The sequence below is a fragment of the Mycolicibacter arupensis genome, from assembly GCF_002086515.1.
GTDB classification, from domain to species: Bacteria; Actinomycetota; Actinomycetes; order Mycobacteriales; family Mycobacteriaceae; genus Mycobacterium; species Mycobacterium arupense.
In genome coordinates this window covers 1-19,619 of the sequence record NZ_MVHH01000048.1, presented here as the reverse complement: position 1 = coordinate 19,619, position 19,619 = coordinate 1, and the positions used below count along the sequence as shown (strand labels likewise).

Annotated in this window: 19 protein-coding genes; 3 read left to right on the top strand and 16 right to left on the bottom strand. The window is 66.7% G+C overall.

Annotation, left to right across the window (positions count from 1 at the left end):
• Positions 1–5: 5 nt before the first annotated feature.
• From BST15_RS17405 to BST15_RS17335, 15 genes are all read right to left on the bottom strand, one after another.
• Positions 6–734 carry a mammalian cell entry protein gene (locus BST15_RS17405; RefSeq protein WP_046189176.1) on the bottom strand — a complete coding sequence of 243 codons (729 nt, stop codon included), beginning with the start codon at positions 732–734 and terminating at the stop codon, positions 6–8.
• Positions 701–1,249 (bottom strand): hypothetical protein, encoded by a 549-nt coding sequence (locus tag BST15_RS17400; RefSeq protein ID WP_046189175.1) that lies wholly within the window; start codon positions 1,247–1,249, stop codon positions 701–703. The genes BST15_RS17405 and BST15_RS17400 overlap by 34 nt, the downstream gene beginning before the upstream one ends.
• Positions 1,246–2,202, bottom strand: coding sequence for an RDD family protein (locus BST15_RS17395; protein ID WP_046189174.1), 957 nt, complete (start codon positions 2,200–2,202; stop codon positions 1,246–1,248). Before BST15_RS17395 ends, BST15_RS17400 begins: the two co-directional genes overlap by 4 nt.
• On the bottom strand, positions 2,199–2,855 hold the full coding sequence (locus BST15_RS17390) for a hypothetical protein (protein WP_046189173.1): 657 nt from the start codon (positions 2,853–2,855) through the stop codon (positions 2,199–2,201). The genes BST15_RS17395 and BST15_RS17390 overlap by 4 nt, the downstream gene beginning before the upstream one ends.
• Positions 2,825–4,417: an MCE family protein gene (locus tag BST15_RS17385; RefSeq protein WP_046189172.1), complete on the bottom strand. Its 1,593-nt coding sequence runs from the start codon at positions 4,415–4,417 to the stop codon at positions 2,825–2,827. The genes BST15_RS17390 and BST15_RS17385 overlap by 31 nt, the downstream gene beginning before the upstream one ends.
• Entirely contained in the window at positions 4,411–5,562 is a 1,152-nt protein-coding gene (locus BST15_RS17380; protein ID WP_046189171.1) for an MCE family protein, read from the bottom strand. The genes BST15_RS17385 and BST15_RS17380 overlap by 7 nt, the downstream gene beginning before the upstream one ends.
• Before the next feature lie 14 nt (positions 5,563–5,576).
• On the bottom strand, positions 5,577–7,142 hold the full coding sequence (locus BST15_RS17375; RefSeq protein ID WP_046189170.1) for an MCE family protein: 1,566 nt from the start codon (positions 7,140–7,142) through the stop codon (positions 5,577–5,579).
• Positions 7,139–8,743, bottom strand: a complete 1,605-nt coding sequence (locus tag BST15_RS17370) for an MCE family protein (RefSeq protein WP_083071079.1) — start codon at positions 8,741–8,743, stop codon at positions 7,139–7,141. Before BST15_RS17370 ends, BST15_RS17375 begins: the two co-directional genes overlap by 4 nt.
• Complete coding sequence (locus tag BST15_RS17365; RefSeq protein WP_046190986.1) at positions 8,740–9,768, bottom strand: MCE family protein; 1,029 nt, start codon at positions 9,766–9,768, stop codon at positions 8,740–8,742. The genes BST15_RS17370 and BST15_RS17365 overlap by 4 nt, the downstream gene beginning before the upstream one ends.
• Positions 9,765–10,976, bottom strand: coding sequence for an MCE family protein (locus tag BST15_RS17360; protein WP_046190985.1), 1,212 nt, complete (start codon positions 10,974–10,976; stop codon positions 9,765–9,767). The genes BST15_RS17365 and BST15_RS17360 overlap by 4 nt, the downstream gene beginning before the upstream one ends.
• Before the next feature lie 5 nt (positions 10,977–10,981).
• Positions 10,982–11,851, bottom strand: a complete 870-nt coding sequence (locus BST15_RS17355) for an ABC transporter permease (RefSeq protein WP_046190984.1) — start codon at positions 11,849–11,851, stop codon at positions 10,982–10,984.
• Position 11,852: 1 nt separating this feature from the next.
• Complete coding sequence (locus BST15_RS17350; protein WP_109370890.1) at positions 11,853–12,590, bottom strand: MlaE family ABC transporter permease; 738 nt, start codon at positions 12,588–12,590, stop codon at positions 11,853–11,855.
• A 335-nt stretch (positions 12,591–12,925) separates the two neighbouring features.
• Positions 12,926–14,512: a fatty-acid--CoA ligase FadD5 gene (gene fadD5 / locus BST15_RS17345; RefSeq protein WP_046190982.1), complete on the bottom strand. Its 1,587-nt coding sequence runs from the start codon at positions 14,510–14,512 to the stop codon at positions 12,926–12,928.
• A gap of 90 nt (positions 14,513–14,602) precedes the next feature.
• Positions 14,603–15,043: an SRPBCC family protein gene (locus tag BST15_RS17340; RefSeq protein WP_046190981.1), complete on the bottom strand. Its 441-nt coding sequence runs from the start codon at positions 15,041–15,043 to the stop codon at positions 14,603–14,605.
• A gap of 36 nt (positions 15,044–15,079) precedes the next feature.
• Positions 15,080–15,547 (bottom strand): acyl-CoA thioesterase, encoded by a 468-nt coding sequence (locus BST15_RS17335; protein ID WP_046190980.1) that lies wholly within the window; start codon positions 15,545–15,547, stop codon positions 15,080–15,082.
• 14 nt (positions 15,548–15,561) lie between these two features.
• Between BST15_RS17335 and BST15_RS17330 the strand changes: the two genes are divergently transcribed.
• Together BST15_RS17330 and BST15_RS17325 are read left to right on the top strand one after the other, a co-directional pair.
• Entirely contained in the window at positions 15,562–16,677 is a 1,116-nt protein-coding gene (locus tag BST15_RS17330; RefSeq protein ID WP_046190979.1) for an alcohol dehydrogenase catalytic domain-containing protein, read from the top strand.
• A 6-nt stretch (positions 16,678–16,683) separates the two neighbouring features.
• The gene (locus BST15_RS17325) at positions 16,684–17,205 is read left to right on the top strand and encodes a TetR/AcrR family transcriptional regulator (RefSeq protein ID WP_046190978.1); all 522 of its coding nucleotides are present in this window, start codon (positions 16,684–16,686) and stop codon (positions 17,203–17,205) included.
• Here BST15_RS17325 and BST15_RS17320 read toward each other — a convergent pair.
• Positions 17,202–18,542, bottom strand: coding sequence for an FAD-binding oxidoreductase (locus BST15_RS17320; protein ID WP_370759885.1), 1,341 nt, complete (start codon positions 18,540–18,542; stop codon positions 17,202–17,204). The two genes, BST15_RS17325 and BST15_RS17320, sit on opposite strands and share 4 nt — an antisense overlap.
• A gap of 76 nt (positions 18,543–18,618) precedes the next feature.
• On the opposite strand from BST15_RS17320, the gene BST15_RS17315 reads away from it, so the two are divergent.
• Entirely contained in the window at positions 18,619–19,518 is a 900-nt protein-coding gene (locus BST15_RS17315) for an alpha/beta hydrolase (RefSeq protein WP_046190977.1), read from the top strand.
• Positions 19,519–19,619 lie beyond the last annotated feature (101 nt).

Below are 19,619 nucleotides of genomic sequence, written 5' to 3'. Positions count from 1 at the left end.
TGCGCTCAGCCCTGCAGGCGCGGGGTGAGGTCCAGCGAAGTGATAGTAGGCATCCGGGTGACCACCCACCGGTTCTGGTCCCGTTTCATGTGCAGCCGGTAAGTCAGGTACTTGATCTGCGGGATCGAACGGCTCAGCTCACTGGTGGCCGTGGTGTTGGTGTACACGATGACCGTGGCCTCGGGCCCGTTGAGGTTCTCGACGGCGGCGCCGACGATCTCCGTGGTGTCGGTGACTTTCGCCTGCTTATTGCTGTCGGCGATCGCGTCGATGAATTTCCGGTACTGGGCTTCCAGGTCACCGCTGAGGTAGACCGATGCCCGGTCCGGAAGGGTGTCCATGTTCTCCGGGGTGTAGTTCCACAGCGTGTGGATCGCCCTGGCCGCGGTCCGCGCGATGTCCAGCTTGGTGGCGACCTCAGCCCGGTCCATGAGATATGGCTGCGACGCTGCGGCGGCGAACGCCGCAGCGCCCACAAACGCCGCGGCCGAGACCGCTCCCACCACCCGGACACCGAGTTTGCGCCGCGCAGGGCGCTCGGCCACCGACGGCGTGAGGTCCTGCTCCTCGTCGGATTCAGCTTGGGCGTCCGGGTCCGCTTCGGTGGTGTCAACCGCCGGGTCCAGCTCGTCGGCTGCTGCTTCCAGTTCGTCGACCGCCTCGGCGGCGGGTTCGACCTGCGCCCCGGAGGACTCGTCGGTCACAGCACTTGGTTCAGATTGCTGATCTTCCACTGGTCCCCTTCCTTCTGCGCCGTCGCTATCCATCGGGTTGCCATCTTCACGTCATGCTTGCCGTCCGGAGACTTGCCGGTGTTCTCGACGGCTACCAGCAAGTTGACGCTGCCTCCGTCATTCCATCGCTCGACACCGGCCGCTGTGACTGTGCCGGTAGTCGGCTCGCTGCGCGCGACCGCGATCAGGATCTGATTCGCCTTCTCCTGGTACTGATCGGCGAACTCACCGGTGGCGTGCTCCATGACCGCGGCGAGATAGTCGTTGGCGTGGAAAGGATCCGGCGAGGTGAACATCGTCATGAAAGACTCCACCGCGGCCAGCACTTCGACGTTCTTCAGCGCCGCCCGGCGGTGATGTTCGTGGGTGACCAGTGTCAGGGCACAGACCGCCAGCGCCGCCACGGTGGCTACCAGGGCGCTGGCTATCACCAGCGGAGGCCTGCGACGGCGCGGAACCGGCTGGCCGACGAACAGTGGTGTGGACTCGCTGGAGACACGGCGGCGCGGACTCATTTGTCCCCCTCGGCCGGCATTGGCTTACTCACGACGGAAAGGTCATCGACCCGCCAGGTCCCGGAACTCTGCACGAAGGCCACCCGGACGGAGGCGCTGATCAACCGCTCCTTGCCAGGTTCGCCCCGCTGGCCCTGCAGGAACAGCAGCATGGTGGCGCGATGCGGGGCAGAGTTGAGCACCGCCGCATCGGTCACCCGGTAGAAGTTCGGAACCGGGTTGGCGTCGCGGATCGCGTCCTGCTGGGGAACCAGCTGCTGGCGATACTTCTCGGTGGCCAACGACTGCGCGCGATCGAAATCGTTCTGCAGAGTCTCGGGGTCGTAGGACAACATGTCCGCCACGATCTTCGGGCCCTGCCGGGCGATCTCGGCCTGGGCCAGATCCGACTTGTGATCATTCTGGTAGACCACGGAGTACGCCGTGCCGGCAGCGACCAAGCTCAGGGCGGCTGCGGCCACGAACACCGCAACCGTGACGGATCGAATGTTTGCCGGTGGCTGCCGCTCACCGGCCGGGCGAACCTCGGTACGCGCCAGCACGTCGGCGAAGGTGCGTCTCCGTCGGTCCCGCAACGGCCAGAGCCAGCCCAATAGCACCGGCACCGTGTCGAGCAGGTGCGCGATCTCACGCAGCAACAGTCGGCCCACACCGACAGCCGGAGCAGACCCTTCCCCGCCGCGCACCACTTCGATTCCGGTGAACGCGCGGCCCAGGCTCCACCCCTTGAGCGCCGGCAGAATAACTCGGTTGACCTCGGTAGCCAGGAATGCCAGGGCGCCGACGATGGTCGCGAGCCACCGCCACAGGCCACCGGACGGGAAGCACAGCGCGGCCATGCCCATGGTCACCATCACGGCCGACCCCGGCAGCAGGTCGATCACCAACGCCGTCGCGCGGGTTTTCCACCTGGCCGGCTCGGGACGCGGCGGGTCGGCCACTGTGTCGGTCACTTGGCCACCTGGTCGAGCCTGCCGATCCGGTATTGGCCGTCATCGCGGACCATCTGAACGCGCAGCCGGTAACCGACCTCTCGGCCCTTGGCCTCGATGTTGTCGACCTTGATCCGGAAGGCCACCAGGATGTCGACGGAGCCATCGGGGTTGTTGCGCTCCACCGCGGCACCCATCTCGGTCAGCTCGACGTGGACCTTCGCCGCCTGATAGGCGGGCGGAAGAATCTGGGCGTACAGCGCTGCCTGGGTGCGGAACTCCCCGGCCGCACAGTTGAGCATCTTCTCCTGGGACAGCGACACATCGCCGGTGTCCGGGACCTGGGTCACGAGTACACAGGCTTTGGCCGCCTCCAGGGCTTCGGCGTTGTCGCGGGCCAGTTGCTGGCTTGTGGCGTGGTCACGTAACCCAACGAAGCCCGCGGCCACCAGGCCGGCTGCCAACAGCAGTAACAGCACACAGATACCCGCCTGCTGGCGACGGCCAAGACGCGACGGTGCCGGTCCGGCGTCTACCGCCACCGAGTCGGTCGACTCCTCCGGAGCCTCCTGCTCCGTGTCCGCCACCGCGTTGTCAGCGTCCTCAGCCGAGGTCTCTGCGGTCTGCTGGTCCTCGTCCGTGCTCAGCGGAACGGTGCCAGCATCCCCTTCCATGCGTCGTCTCCTATGTTCATCGAGTTCTCGACGGAGTATTCGACGCCGTCTGGCCCCACCGCCTGGCCACTCTGCGGATTGTAGATCGCGGCTGGTCCCCCACCGGGGGTGTAGATGCAGGGGTTCGGTTGTTGCCCGTTGCACTGCACGCTACCGGTACCCGGCCGAGACAGCGGGTCGCTGGTCGGCGGGGGGGTTGCCGGGACCATATCCGCAGGTAGCGGATTCAGGCCGGTGTTGACCGACGGCGCCGGAATCACGTGACCCGGCTCGACCGGCTGGTCACAGCGAGCGCCCAGGGCCGGGCAGTTCCGGATCTGGTTCGGGTCGCCGTACCAGGGGTTGGTACCCAGCGGGACGTACGGTTTGTCGCTGCGGCATTCCTTCGGTGTGGGAGCCCGCTTACCGGGCACGTCCACACACGGGATGTTGCGCACGCCGCGCACGTTGTTGGCCGGGGTGTCCTGCGGAATCCGGCAGGAGACGTCGGGCAGCTCGGCAGGGCTGGTGTCGGCGAACGCCCGCCACTCCGATGCCGGCAGATAGCCGGTCAGACACGGCGGTGGGGTGTTCAGGCTCAGGCCCGGAACCGGCACCGGGAAGATCGGTCCGGGGAACGCCCCGAGCGCCACGCCCAAGGATGCGCGACCAGGGTAGGTCGAGCTCACCGTCTGGATGATCGAGCCGGCCTGGGGGAGGAAGACCAAGACCTGCTCGGTGTTCCGGTTATAGCGTTTGGCCATCTCGGTCAGGATCGACGCGTTTGCCATCAGCTGCGGGAGCGAGTCCTTGGTCTCGCTGAACACGGTGTGCACCTGGTCGATCAGCGGCGGCAGATCAGTGACGATGTGCTTCACCGTGTCTTCTCGGCTGGCCGCCTGACTGGCCAGAACGTTCAGGTTGCGCGCCCATTGATGGATGGCGTCACCGGTTTGAGTCTGACTCTCGATGATCGGCGCCGACTTCTCCACGATGTCGTCCACATCGGCGAGGTTCGTCTTGAAGTCGCCCACGATGGCCTGCGTCGCATCGACGAGGCGCTGCAGGGACGGGCCCAACCCACCCACGGCCGTCGCGGTCTCGTCGAGCAGGGCCGAGATCTTGCCGGCCGGCAAGGCCGCAAGCCCGCGGTTGGCGGTGTCCAGCGCCGGCCCGATCGCCGCCGGGACGGTGCCCGTGGTGATGGTCTGGCCCTGTTTCAGGTACTGACCGGGATTACCGGTCGATACCAGATCCAGATACTGCTCACCGATCGCAGACACCGAGTGCACGTTGGCGCTGGCGTCGACGGGGATCTTGTACTTGCTGGAGATCTGGAAGGTGGCCTGGGCGCCGGTCTCGGTCGGTTCGACGCTCGTGACCCGGCCGATGATGGTGCCCCGGTAGGTGACGTTCGCGGTCTTGTACAGGCCGCCCGCCTCAGGAAGATCCGCCTTCAGCGAGTACTGGCCCACGCCCGCCAAGGTCGGCAACCGCAGGTAGTAAACGCCCAACACCAGCAGGGCCACAGCGGTCAAGACGCTGAAGATGACCAGTTGACGCTTGATCTGAGGCTTTAGCAATTCCGGTCAGCCCTTTCCACATACGGACCGCCGGGCGCGGTAGCCGGGTTCGGCGTGTACCGAACGTCCGGAATCATCTTCGCCGGGTCGTGGCCGAAGGACTGCTCCAACGCCCGCAGCATCCCGGAGAAACCCGTTCCGGTCAGGATCGCGTTGTCGATGGACGCGTAGGTGAGGTCAACCACCAGCGAGGTGTTGATGAAGTCACCGCGGACCGCCTTGAAGGCACCGTCGACGTGGTACGGGGCGGTGATCATCACCTGCAACAGGTCGGGCAGGTACGGCGACGCCTTCCGCAGTTCCCGTCCCGGGCACTGGAACGACGTCAATACCTTGTGCAGGTCGGACCGGGCGGGTGCGATCTGCTGGTTGACCTGGGTGCCCATCGCACCCAGTGCCTCGACCGCGTTGATGAAGATCCCCTGCTGCGCGTTGAAGTACTTGAACAGCGGCGGGAAGTCCGTCAGGGCCTTCTCGATGCTGTCGTTGTGCGCACCGAAGTAGCTCAGCAACCGGTTGCTCGAGTCGATCGCCCGGGTGATGTCCTCACGCTGGTCGTTGAGGTTGCCGATGAACGTGTCCAGCTTGGTCAGGAACGCATGGATCTGGTCGGCCCGCCCGGTGGACAGCGCAGCGAACTCCGTGGTGATGGTGTCCAGATCCGACAGCCCACCGCGCTGCAGCAGCAGCGCCAGCCCGGCCAGCGTGCGTTCGATCGTCGGGTACGACGTCGAGTTGCTCAGTCCGATCGTGTCGCCGTTGCGGAGTTCGCCCTCCGGGTTGTCGGGTGCCTTCAACTCGATGTGCTGCGAACCCAGCAAGCTGGTCTGGCCGATCTTGGCCGTGGCATTGCGCGGCAGATGAACGTCCTTGTTCAGCTTCAGCTTCAGCGTGGCGACCCAGTTCTTGAGCTCGATCCGCTCGACCGCGCCCACGAAGACGTCGGCGACCAGGACCCGGCTGTTGCCGTTGAGCGCCAGGGTGTCCGGCACCTGGACATACACCGTGTAGGCACCGGCGCCACTACCCGGACCACCCGGCAACGACACGTTGGCGATACCGCGCCAGCTGCTGCAGGACGTCAGCGTCAGGGCGGCCATCAGCAGCACCAGCGCCTGCCAGCCGCGGCGGCTGACCGTGTTCATCGCTGTCCTCCTCATCAGCCGTCACCTCGCGGCGCCATCGGTGCCACCGGCCCCGGAATCACGTTCGGTCCCGGCGGGGGCGGCGCGATCGGCGCCTGACCCGCAGGCAGGCCGATGAACGGCAGCGGACCGGCGGACTCGTCGTAGGAGTTCGGTGGGCCAGGCGGCGTCTGATACTGCGAGTCGACCGGGGCCGGGTCGGGGCCACCCATCAACTGCGCCAGCGACTCCGGGGTCAGCAGTCGCGCCGTGTCATGACCGGGCTCCACACCCTGCATCCCGGGCGCGGTGATCCAGCCCGGCTGGGTGTTGCGGTGGGAGGTCGGGGTGTCCGGCACCCAGATCCCCGGGACGGTGGTGTCCTTGTACCCCGGTGGCGGCTGCAGCCGCGGCTCGGAGTAGGCGATCTGCTTGGGCGTGGTGTACGCGTTCGTCCAGATGTTGATACCGAACGGCAGGTAGTTGAACTTGATCGCGTCGGCCACCGGTGCCAGGTATTCCGCGCACAACTCCGCGGAGTCCTGGTAGCCCAAACGGCTGCCGGCCTGAATCGCGCTGCAGATGAACTGCATCGGGTTCGCGAAGTTCACGATAACCGGGGAACCGAGGACCATGCCCTGCGCCGGGTGGTAGATCTCGTCCACACCGGCCAGCACGTTCGGCAGGATGTGCAGCGCGGTCTCAAAACCGTCCAATGCATCCGGCTGCGTGATCGCCGTGGTCACCTCGGCCACGTTGTTGATGCTCTGTACCAACGGCTTTGCGTTCTGGTTCAGGAACGCCTTGATGATCGTCATGGTGGCGTAGAACTGGTCGGTAGCCGTTGCCAGTGCCTGGTCGGTGCTGTTCAGGTTGCTGGTGAACTTGGCCAGGTCGTGGTTCAGCGCGACGAACTGCTGGTCGTTGTGGTCCAGCGCCTTCACGAACAACGACAGGCTGCGCACCACCGCGAAGAAATCCCCGCGGCCTTTGTTCAGTGCGGTCAGCGCATCCGACAGGCTGTTGAACGCCGTATTGATCTCCTGGCCCTTGCCAGAGAGTCCGTCGGCGAACGATTCGATGGCGTCACCGATGGGCCCCTTCGGCTGCTCGGCCGTCGGACCCAACTTGTTGATGATGTTGGTGACATCGTTGCGCAGCGTGTCCCACTCGACCGGGACCTCAGTGCGCTCCTCCGGGATCACGGCCTTGTCGGCCAGCACCGCCCCGCCCCGGTACGGCGGCTCCAACTGAATGGTCCGCGACGCAACCAGTGTCGGGTTCAAGATGATCGCCTTGGCGTCTGCGGGCACCTTGTACTTGTTGTTGAAGTGCAGGGTGACCTTCATCTTGTCGCCGGCGGGCTCGATCTTGTCGATCGCGCCCACCCGGACACCCATGATCTGTACCGCGTCGCCGGGGTACAGCGCGTCGGTCTGCGGGAAGTAGGCGACGACACTGGTGCTGTTCAGCTTGCGGAAGAGCTGCATGCCCCCGAAGCCGGCCACTAGCGCCAGCGCCAGCAGCAGCGAACCGACGATCATCGTCGACCGGGACCGCTCCGGCAGTCGCAGGTTGCGAACATCAAAGACGGTACTCACGGCCGCTCACTCCCTCTTGCGCCACCGCCACCACCGGGCTGACTGTTGCCACCTTCGCCGGGCGTGATGAACGGTGCCGGTAGCTGGTTGCCGGGTCCAGGCGGAGCCGGCGGACCGGGTGCCCGGGGTGCCGGCGGCGGTGCCGCGCCCGGGTTGGCGGGAGCCGGACCGGCGATCGGGCCCATCGGCTCGGAACGCCCGCCGGGGTTGGCGTCGGGCATCGGGACCGGGGTGCCAGGCACCACCGGCGGCGTCTCGCCCGGACGGCCCGCGATCGAGATGCCCGGCGAGGACGGGATGCCATCGGGGTTTGCCGGCGAGACCAACACATCGGTCGGGCCCGGGTACGGTCCGCTCCGTCCGAACGGGCCATCGTTCGGGTCCAGGTTGGCGCACGGCAGCGGGTTGCCCGGAGTCGGGAACATGCCCGCAGCCGGTGCGTAGGAACACGGCGATCCGGGTGCGACGGCCGGCCCGGGGTGCTCGGCGGTGCCCTCGATCACCTGCGGAGCAGGCGGCGGTGCACCATTGGCGAACCTGGTTCCGTTGGGGTCGGGGTAGCGGAACTCGGGCAGCCCGGCGTTGCGCCAGAATTCCTCCGGCGAGATGCCGCGCTTCTTGAAGGCTGAGTCGACCCAGGGCTGCAGGATCCAGTACGGGATCAGGTTCAGGGTCGAGACCTTGAAGTACGGCCCCGAGGCGATCGCGTCATTCACGATCGTCAGGTACCTGCCCAGGATGGTGAACATCTCCCTGAGGTCATCTTGGCGCCGCACCAACATGTCGGTGATGTTGGAGGCCTCGGTGAACACGTGGCTCAGATCCAGGCCCGGATTGTCGCGGACCAAGCCCTGCACCTGTTCGCCGAAGTAGGCGATGTTGCCCAGCAACGCCGAGATCGCCTGGCTGCGCTGGTTGACCGCTGCCGAGAGGGTCTGGGTATTGCGCAGCAGCGCATCGATCTGGTTGCTGCGGTCACCGATGACGCTCGCCACCTGGTTGGTCTGTGCCAGCAGATGGGTGATCTCGTCGTCGCGTTTGCCGATGGTGTCGGAGAACTTCGCGACGCCGTCGAGCGCCTCGCTCAAGTCGGGGTAGGTCTGATCGACCGTCTCCGACAGCACTTTCAACGACTTCTTGACCGTGTCGATGTCCCAGCCGGAGGCGGCCTTGGTGGCGTCGAAGACCGCATCGTAGAGCTGGTAGGGGGTGGTGCTCTGGCCCAACGGCAGGACGGCCTGCGGCGCAATGCGGCGCTCGCCCTTGGGCTCGATCGACAGAACCTTGCGGCCCAGGATGGTGTCGGTCTTGACGCCGATCACGCTGTCGCTGCCGATCGGGTTGGCCCCGACCGAAAACTTCACCAGCACGTGGTCGTTCTCGATCGACAGGTCTTGGACCTTGCCGACGTCCACGCCCGAGATGCGCACCTTGTCACCGGCGGTCAGGCCGCCGGTGTCGGAGAGCTGTCCGAAGTAACTCGGCTCGGCGAAGAGCATCGGCACCGTGGTGAAGGTCTGACCCACCAGGGTCACCAACGCCACTGTGGCGACACCGATGATGCCGATCCGCGCCCGGTTGGGCGGTTCCAGGGTCCTCACTGGGGCGTGCACCTCCCCGTCGGTTGCTGCCACAACCGGACGTTTCGGACCGGCCCGCCCGGCTGCAAGCCAGGAAGCTTGATGGTCGCGTCGCAGATGTAGAAGTTGAAGAAGTCACCGTAGACACCGGTGCGCCCGATCAGCTTCAGCGCCTTGGGAATCTTCTGCAGCAGCTCGTCGACGTCGTTGAGCCGGTCTGGCGGCTCCGGGCCAGCCACCGGGAACAGGCTGTGCAACTGGGTGCGGTTGTCGGCCAGCAGATCCGCCAGGTTGCCGGCGGCGTTACCGAACTCCGCGGTACCGTTCGCCAGCGGGTCGGCGTGGCTGTTCAAACCCTTGACCAGCTTGTCGAAGTTGTCGACCGTTTCATCGAAGGTCTGGCGATGCCGGACCGCGGTGTCCAGCACCACGTTCAGGTTCTTGACCACCTCGCCGATGGCGGCATCGCGGTCGGCGATGTGGGCGGTCAGCTGGGCGGTCTGCTGCAGGATGTCATTGATGGTGCCGCCCTGCCCCTGGAAGACCGTGACGATGGTCGAGGCGATGGTGTTGATCTTTTCCGGGTCCAGCGCCCGGAACACCGGCTTGAATCCGCCGATCAACGCATCCAGGTCCAGCGCCGGCTCGGTACGGGAGGCAGGAATGAATCCGCCGATGGGCAACCGCTGGTCGGCACCCTCACCCTCGCCCCGCTTGAGCTCCATGTAGCGGTTGCCGATGAGGTCGTCGTAGCGGATCTGCGCGGTGGTCGATTGGAACAGCGGCAGTGACCGATCGACGTCGAAGTCCACCACGGCCCGACGGCCGCCGTCGACCAGCCGGACCTTTTTGACCTTGCCGATCTCCACGCCGGAGGCGCGGACGAACTGCCCCTGACGCAGGCCGCTGGCGTTGCTGAATTCCGCGGAGTAGCGGGCCGTCCGGTCGAACCGGATCTGCCCGAAGACCACGACGAGGCCAACCGTGAAGAGCAGCAGCACCGAGCCGACGGCGCCGAGTTTGAGGGCGGTTCTGGTGATGTTCATGGGTTGATCGTGTTATCCCCGACTTGGCGACCCCAGACGTAATCAATGGCCAGGGGCGATCCGGTATCAAAGTGGTTGTACGGCGCTTGGCTGACTCCCGTGTCGGCCACCAGGTAAGGCGCCGGCCAGAAGTCGTGAGTGATCTCCTGCCAGCAGCCCGGCGCACCGCCTGGGCCACCGCGAGCGTTGTAACGCGGCAGGTTCTCGGGATAGACGTACGGGTTGGCCGGTCCGACCAGTTCACTGACGGTGTCGAGCGCGTAGCCGTCGCCGCCGAGGAATTCGTAGACCTTGGGCGCGCCCTCGGCCAGGTTGCGGATGGCGCAGAACAACTCCGGGCTGTACTCATCCAGCAGTGCCGACACCGGGACCAAGTCGGAGAACTGCCGGCGGAAGTACGGCCCGAACCGCTCGGTGACGTCCGCCCCGAGGTTGCCCACTCCGGCGGCGCCCAGCAACGCCGAATCCAGTTCCTTCTGCTGGTTGGTGATCGTCTTGACCGTCACGACCGAGGTGTCCAAGAAGCCGATCAGATCCGGTGCCCCGTCGGCGTAGACCTCGCCCAGGGTCGCGAAGCCCTTGAGGTCGCGGCGGAACGAAGGCATCCGCGCGTTGACGTCGTCGAGAATCGCATTGCCGTTGACCAGCGATTCGCCGAGCTTGTCGCCCAACCCGGTCAGCGCCTCGGCTGCGGCGTGCAGCGTCAGGTTCAGTTTGATCGGATCGATGTGTTCCGACAGGTTGTTCACGGTCTCGAACAGCGTGTTGAGCTCCGTCGTCACCGACGTCGCAATGATGCTCTTGCTGGTGATGCGTTCCCGCGCGGGATGCTCCGGGGCCGTCAGCGACACGTACTTGTTGCCGAACAGCGTGGTCGCCAGGATGTCGGCTTTGACGTTGGACGGGATCAGCTTGATGTATTTGGGGTTCACGTCGAGGGTGAACTTGGCGGCCGGCTTGTTCTCGTACTCCGTCGGCGCGATGGCGGCCACGCGGCCGATCTGGACGCCGTTGTAGGTCACCGGCCCACCGGGATCCATCACCAGGCCGGCGCGCGGAGCCACCATGGTCAGCGACGTGGTCTTGGTGAAGGACCCGCGGAACTGACCGTAAACCAGCCCGCCGATCAGTGCCAGGACCGCGAAGGTCACCAGGCCCGCGATCCGGAACGGCGGGTTGTGCACTTTGTTCTGCTTCCCGGTTGCCATGCCCGTCACATCGTTAGGTTGAAGTTGGGGTCGACGCCGTAGAGCGCCAACGCTGCGAGCAGCACGACTGTGGGCACCGTGATCAGGGACAGGCGCATCGACTGGCCCACGGCGGCGCCGACGCCGACCGGACCGCCACTGGCGTTGAACCCGTAATAACAGTGCGTGACCATGACCACCACCGCGATCAGGATGGTCTCGATGAAGGACCAGAACACATCGTCTGGCCGCAAGAACGTTCGGAAGTAGTGATCGTAGGTACCCGACGACTGGCCGAAGAACAACGTGGTGACGATCTGCGGTGCGGCGAACGCCATGATCAGCGCTAGTGCGTACAGCGGGATGATCACGGTGAAACCGGCCACCACGCGGGTGGACACCAGGTAGGCGATCGAGTTGATACCCATCACTTCGAGGGCGTCGATCTCCTCACTGATGCGCATCGCGCCGAGTTCGGCGGTGGCGCCCGCTCCGACCGTCGCGGCCAAGGCGATACCGGCGTTGACCGGGCCGACCACGCGGACGTTGACCAGGGCCGCGGCGAAACCGGTGTAGGTCTCCACACCGATGTTGCCCAGCGAGGTGAAACCCTGAATGGCGATCAGCGAGCCGCCGGCCAGCATCACGAAACCCATGATGGCGACGGTGCCGCCGATCACGGCCATGGCGCCGGTGCCCATCCCCAGTTCGGCGATCAGGCGCAGCGTCTCGGTGCGGTACCGGCGCAGTGCCCAGGGAATCTCGCGCAGGGCGGTCACCGAGAACCAGCCGAGCCGCCCGCTCCTTTCGAGCCCGCGGCCAGCCATCCCGACGTAGCGCTGGTAGTTCGCAACCAGCCCGGGAAAGCGCCCCCGAACTACTGCCGATGTCGACATGTCAGGTCCCCGTTCCGAACTTCACACCGATGGTGGTCAGCACCACGTTCACGGCGAACAACGCAAGCACGCACAGCACCACGGTCTCGTTCACGGCCGTGCCCAAGCCCTTGGAGCCACCGCGGACCGTCAGGCCCCGGTAGCAGCCGACCAAGCCGGCGATGAGCCCGAACACGCTCGCCTTCACCGTGGAGATGACCACCTCGGGCAGCCCGGTGAGCAGAGTCAAGGTGGACAGGTAGGCGCCGCCGGACACGTTCTGCAGGTAGACACCGAAGAGGAAGCCGCCGGTCAGACCGATCACGATCACCAGGGCGTTGAGAAGCAGGGCCACCACCGTCGCGGCGATCACCCGGGGCACCACCAGCCGATGGATCGGGTCGATGCCCAGGACCTCCATCGCGTCGATCTCTTCGCGGATGGTGCGGGCACCGAGGTCGGCACAGATCGCGGTGGAGCCGGCGCCGGCGACCACCAGCACCGTGACCAGCGGCCCCAACTGGGTGACCGCGGCGATACCCGCCCCGGCACCGGAGACGTCGGCGGCACCGAACTGCGCCAACAGGATGTTGAGGGTGAAGACCAGGAGCACGGTCAGCGGTATCGCGACCGCGATGGTCGGAATGATGGCGACGCTGGTGATGAACCAGCCCTGCTGCAGGGTCTCGCGCCACTGGAACGGCCGCTTGAACAACGCGCGAGCGGTCAACGCACACATTCTGAAAAAGCCGCCGACCATGATCAGTGGCGGCAGTACCCGATCCCGGAGGAAGTCGGTGACCCGGGGACGCGCTGGAGCCGTCACACCACCCCCCTCACCAGATATCCCGCCGCACGACCCAGCAAGGAACCGCGTCGCACAGTGTCTTCTCCCGTCCGTCGTTCAGCGAGACCCGCGTCACCTTAGCGGCCCGAAGTGCCCTTGGCGACCATCGGATCATACCTGATGGATCGGTGAGAGGGGCACCGAACGGGCGGAACCTCAGCGGGCTTCCTACCGGACAGTAACGTGCCGCCACCTCAGTGATCTCCGTTGGCCACGGCAAAGCCTCGGGTCGCGTCCTACTCAGTTCCCTACGCGGAACCGAAGTGAATCCGCAATTCGGTTTTGAGGACCTTGCCGGCCGGGTTACGGGGGAGGGCCTCAACGATTTCGAGGGCCTTAGGGTGCTTGTAGCGCGCCAGCCGTGCGGTCAGGAAATCATCGAGTTCGGCCAGGGACAGACCCGGCCGGGAGACCGCGGCGACCGCCACCGGAACCTCGCCCCAGCGCTCGTGCGGGCGCCCGATCACTGCGACCTCGGCGATGTCGGGGTGATCTGCGAGTGCGTTCTCCACTTCGGCGCAGTAGATGTTCTCCCCGCCGGAGATGATCATGTCCTTCTTACGGTCGACCACCCAGACGTAGCCCTCTTCGTCCATCTTGACCAGGTCCCCGGAGTGGAACCAGCCACCGGCGAAGGCCTCGGCGGTGGCCTCCGGCTTATTCCAGTAGCCGCTCATCAAGGTCGGCGCCCGATACACGATCTCGCCCACCTCGCCGACGGCGACGTCGTTCATCTGCTCGTCGACGACCCGGGCGGACACCGTCGGGATGACGGTCCCTACCGAACCCCGCTTTCTGGTGGCGTCCTCACCCAGCAGGATGCACGTCACCGGTGACATCTCCGTCTGCCCGAACGCCGCCAGGATCTTGGTGCCGGGGAACGTCTCGGCCATCTCGCGCAGCAGCGCATCCGAGGCCGGCGCCGCCCCCCACGACATGGTCCGCAATCGGATGTCGCGCGGGTTGGCCTTCTGTTGGGCACAGACCGCCTGCCACTGCGCCGGTACCAAGAAGATGCCGGTGACCCGCTCGGCGGCCAGCACATCGAGCAGCTGCCCGGCGTCGAACGCGCCCAGGGGGTTGATGACGGTCGGTATGCCCAACCACATACCGGGCAACAGATTTCCCACTCCGGCGATGTGGAAGAAAGGCACCCCGATGAACGCCACGTCGGCGATGCCGGTGCCGGAGGTGTGCAACGCGGTCATGGTCTGGCCGACCAGGTTGGTGTGGGTGAGCACCGCACCCTTGGGCAGGCCGGTGGTTCCCGAGGTGTACATGATCAGGGCCGGGGAATCGTTGGGGATGTCCACCGGCTCATGCGCCTCGCCGGTTTCGTTGATCAGGTCTTCGTACCCGATCAGGCCCGCCGCCTCGTCCGCCGGCGCGCCGGCCACCACTATGTCCTTCAGGATCTCCGACACACCGTCTTGGCCTCGGACTCCCGCCGCCACCGGCACCAGTGCCGGTTCGGTGATGAGCACCCTGGCCTCGCAATCGGTGACCAGGTAGGCGATCTCCGGTGGCGTGAGCCGGAAGTTGACCGGAACCGCGATCCCACCCAGCATGTTCGCGGCCAGCACCGATTCGACGAATTCGGTGCGGTTGAGCATCAGAATCATCACCCGATCACCGGCGCGTACCCCGCGCCGGTACAGCGCATCGGCCAGCGCGCCGACGCGCGCACGCAGCTGCGCCCACGTGGTGGTCTGGCCCAGGTACCGCAAAGCCGGCGCGTCCGGCTGCATCAGTGCATGCCGGTCCAGCTGGTTGACCCAGTTCTGTCGACGAGCACGGTAGGGCTGTTCGGCGGGATCGACGGTTGCGTGGCTCAATTCAGTTCTCCCGCTTCGTGATGACGATGCCGACCGGCACGCCGGCTCGCGGTCGACGCAGAGACCGGCGGCGTCGACCCGACGCTGAGGCTAGCGTGCGGCCAGTTCTTCGGCGCGACGTTTGAGATTGTCGGCCAGATAGTCCAGGGCGTTGCTGAAGGCCTTCTTGAGCATCGGCTTGGGCACTGCCATCTCGGTCTCGATGTTCATGTCGACGGTGAGCAGTGTGGTGGGCCCGATCTCGACAACCGAGAACAGCTGCTCCTGCTTGCTGAACAGATCGCCCTGCTGGAGCACGGTCTGGATCTGCGTGGCACTGGGGTAGTAGACGGCCTGAATGAAGGTGCCGTCGAAACCGGAGTAGGACGCGTCGAGCCGCAGCTGGCTGGGTCTGCCGTCGTCGTAGCGGGCCAAGACCCAGATTCCTTTGACCTCTTCGTTCCACTGCGGGTACGCCTCAAAATCCGCCACGATCCCCATGATGGTGGCGGCATTGGCAGCAACTTCGACGGTCTTGCTCACGAGCGGCACCCGCCGAGCATAGCCATCGGCGAAACGGGCGCCGAGCTAAACCTGGGCGGTGCTCAACAGCGCGCGAATGCCTTCGGGGATCGGCACCGGTCGCCGGCTGGTGCGGTCGACGTAGACGTGCACCCAGTGCCCGATCGCTGCCACGGGGACTGCGTCGCCGCCCTCCGGAGCGCGAAACACGGCCAATCGGTAGGTCACACTGCTGCGTCCCAGGCGCGTGACGGCCAGTCCGACCGCGAGCCGGTCGGGAAACCCCAGTTCGCCCAGGAATCGGCACCCCGACTCGGCCACCACCCCCAGCTCAGGCATCGCGACCGGGTCAACCTCGACGTGCGCCGCGATCCAGCCATTGATCGCGGTGTCGAACAGCTGGTAGTAGACCGCGTTGTTGAGGTGGCCGAACATGTCGTTGTCCGCCCAGCGGGTCAGCACCGGCCAATGCACCGGAAAGTCGTGGCTGGTCAACCCATCCGGCGTAGGCGGGACCGCTGCGTCCGAACTCATGGTTGTATTCCAGCATGACCACCATCCGCGGGGCGGTGCTGGAGCGGATCGGGGCGCCTCGCCCCTACGCAAGGTCCCGTCCGCTGACCGTGACACAGGTGGACCTGGCCCCACCCGGCGACACCGATCTGCTGGTCCGCATCGAGGCCGCCGGCGTCTGCCACTCCGATCTGTCGGTGGTCGACGGCAACCGGGTCCGGCCGGTGCCCATGCTGCTGGGCCACGAGGCCGCGGGCATCGTGGAGGAAGTCGGTCTGCATGTCACCGGAGTGCGGCCCGGGCAGCGGGTGGTGCTGACCTTCTTACCGCGGTGCGGGCACTGCGCGGCATGCGCCACCGACGGCCTGGCACCGTGTGAGCCCGGCAGCGCCGCCAACGGCGCCGGCACCCTGCTCGACGGCGGGCTGCACCTGCATCGCGCCGGGCAGACCGTCTACCACCACCTCGGGGTTTCCGGATTCGCCACCCACGCCGTGGTCAGCCAGACCAGTGCTGTGCCGGTTCCAGACGACGTGCCACCGACCGTGGCCGCGCTGCTGGGGTGTGCGGTGCTGACCGGAGGCGGGGCGGTGCTCAACGTCGGCAGGCCGGCACCGGGAGACACCGTCGCGGTGATCGGGCTCGGCGGAGTAGGGATGGCCGCGGTGCTCACCGCGCTGGCCCACGACGGTGTGCAGGTGCTCGCGATCGACCGGCTGCCGGACAAGCTGGCCACCGCTTCCGCGCTGGGCGCGCACCACACCTACACGCCGCAGCAGGCGCTCGACGCCGCGGTGCGTGCACCCGTGGTGATCGAGGCTGCGGGTCATCCCGCTGCGCTGGAGACGGCGATCGAGCTGACTGCACCTGGCGGGCGCACCATCACCGTTGGCCTGCCGCCTCCCGATGCCCGGATCAGCGTCTCCCCCCTGGGCCTGGTCGCGCAGGGTCGCTCGCTGATCGGCAGCTACCTGGGTTCGGCGGTGCCGGCGCGTGACATCCCGCGCTTCGTGGAGTTGTGGCGGGCCGGCCGCCTGCCCGTCGAGCAGCTGGTGTCGGCGACCGTGCCGCTGGAGCAGATCAACGAAGCCATGGACTCCCTCGCCGACGGCGCCGCGGTACGCCAGATCATCACGTTCGGGACGCCCTGACCACCCGTGGACACCCACGACAACCCGACCCGGCAGCGGATCCTCGCTGCCACCGCCGAGGTGCTGGCGCGCAGCGGGATCACCCGGCTCAGCCTCTCCGAGGTGGCCGCGCAGGCCGGCGTTTCGCGCCCGACCCTGTATCGATGGTTCTCGTCGAAGGAGGCGCTGATCTCGGCCTTCTCCGACTATGAGCGGCAGATCTTCGACAGCGGGATCATCCAGGCCACCAGAGGACTCAAGGGCACCGAGAAGCTCGATGCCGCACTGCGCTTCGTCGTCGACTATCGACACCGGTCGACAAGTGTGCGAATGATCGACATCGAGCCCAAACATGTGCTCGCCGATTTCTCCCGAACCCTCGAGCCGATGCGTGTCGGCCTGCAGCGGCTGCTGACGGGTCCGGACGCCGCGATAAAGGCCGCCGCCGCGACGCGGATTGCGCTCTCGCACTACATCATTCGCAGCGACGACTCCGATCAGTTCCTGGCCCAGCTGCGTCAGGCAGTCGGCATCAAGCACCGCGACTAATTGTCGAACAGCACCGCGGAATTGAGGTAGCCACTCGGATCGAACGCGGCCTTGATCGTGCGCATGGCGGCGATGTCATCCGGCCCGCGCGACATCGCCAGGTAGGCCCGTTTGCGGCTGCCCACCCCGTGTTCGGAACTGACGTTGCCGCCGCAGTCGGCGATCAGTTTCATCATCGCCGCGTACAGGCCCGGCTCGGCCGATGTCGAGCAGCGCAGCACGTTGAGGTGCAGGTTGCCCTCGCCGATATGGCCGAACAGCACCGGAATCGCCTCCGGTGCGTGCTGCTGCGTCACCGCGCTGACGGTCGCGGCGAATCCGGCGATTCCGGCCAGGGGCAGGGACACATCGAACTTCAGCGGCGGCCCGAATGCGCCCAATACGTCGGCTATAGCCTCGCGGATCCGCCACAGCCGTTGTTGGGCAGCAAGGTCCACGCCCACCGCGGGTGCGTCGCAGGAACGCACTCGCGCCAGCAGATCGGCAAGCCGATCGGTCTGGTCGGTGTCGCCGGTCAGTTCCACCAGCAGTAGCCAGTCACCGCGGACCGGGGCCAGAATCCCGAGCCGCTCCCCGGTCAGCGCGGCGAGGCGGGCGTCGATCAGTTCCAGCGCCGCGATGCCGTCGAGGTCGCGATAGTTACGGGCCGCTTCGACCAGGTCCGCCAGGTCTGCGAACCCGCAGACTGCCGTGACCCGGTGGGTCGGGCGGGGATGCAGTCGCAGGTCCAGTCCGGTGATGACGCCCAGGGTGCCTTCGGCCCCGACGAACAGTGCCGGTAGGTCGTAGCCGGTGTTGTCGGAGCGCACCGCACTGTGTCGGTGCAGCAATGTGCCATCCGGAAGCGCCACCTGCAGGCCGAGCACCTGCTCGCCCATGCTGCCGTAGTGCACGGTGTGCAGCCCGCCGGCGTTGGTCGAGGCCATTCCGCCGACCGTTGCGGTATCCCGGGCGGTCAGGTCGACCCCGAAGATGAGCCCGGCTTCGGTCGCCGCCCGTTGGACCGCTGCGAGTGTGGCACCCGCGCCCACGCTCACCCGGCGCTCGACGACGTCGACCTCACCAACGTCGTTGAGCCGCTCGGTGGACAGCAGCACGTCGTCGTTCTCGGGGACGGTGCCGGCTACCAGCGAGGTACGCCCACCCTGGACGGTGACGTGTGCGCCGGCGTCGCGGCAGAGCCGCAGCACCGCGGCGACTTCCTCGGGCGATCCGGGCCGCACCAACGCACACGCCCGGCCCCGGTAGCGGCCGGTGTGGTCAACGCTGCGCGCGGCCAGGATGTCAGGATCGTCGGTGACGTAGGCGGAGCCCACCGCCTCTGCCAGATTCAGCATCAGGCTCCGAAACTGGTCCTGAGTCACCGCCCCGGTCACGACGCCGGTTTACCACATACCGGACTAGCTTGAGCGCATGACCACCCGCGAAGACGTCTCGTTTCGATCCGGCTCGGACAGCATCAGCGCCTGGCTGTATCGCCCCGCAGACCCCGGCCGCGGCGGCGCGCCGTTGCTGGTCATGGCGCACGGCCTGGGAGCCGTGCGGACCATGCGGCTTGACGCCTATGCCGAGCGGTTCGCCGCGGCCGGCTATGCCTGCCTGGTGTTCGACTACCGCAATTTCGGTGACAGCGGCGGCGCTGCCCGCCAGGTGCTCGATGTGGGCCTGCAACTGGCGGACTGGGCCGCGGCGGTCGACTTCGCGCATACCGTGAGCGGCGTCGACCCGCACCGAATCGGCTTGTGGGGCACGTCGTTTGGCGGTGGCCATGTGATCGCCACCGCGGCACGCCTGCCGGTGGCCGCGGTGGTGGCGCAGTGCCCGTTCACCGATGGGATCGCCTCGGCGCGCACGATACCGCCGTTGACCACCGCGCGGATCAGCCTGCTGGCGCTGCGGGATCTGGCGGCTGCCCGGCTCGGCAAGCCGCCCGTGCTGGTGGCTACCGCCGGCCGCCCCGGCGAGGTCGCCTTGATGAGCACGCCCGACTCCTATCCGGGCTACCTGAACCTGGTTCCCCAGGGCCAGACCCTGCGCAACGAGGTCGCGGCGCGGATCGGGATGAAGATCCTGGCCTACCGGCCGGGCCGGCTGGCCGCCAAGGTGCAGTGCCCAATTCTGTTCTGTGTCTGCGACACCGACTCGGTGGCCCCGCCGGGACCCACGCTGCGGTACGCCGCGAAGGCACCCCGCGGCACCGTCAAGAGATCCCCCGAGGGCCACTTCGACATCTACGTCGGCGATGCCTTCGAACGGGTTATCGCCGACCAGCTGGAGTTCTTGGACCGGCACCTCAAGACCGCGGGAGGCTGAGCGGCAGCGCGTCACCGCACCTGTCACACCCCCTGCCTAGAATCGCACATATGTTCCCTTGGGTTGGACGTGTATCTGGCGGTTATGAGCTGGGGGTGTGC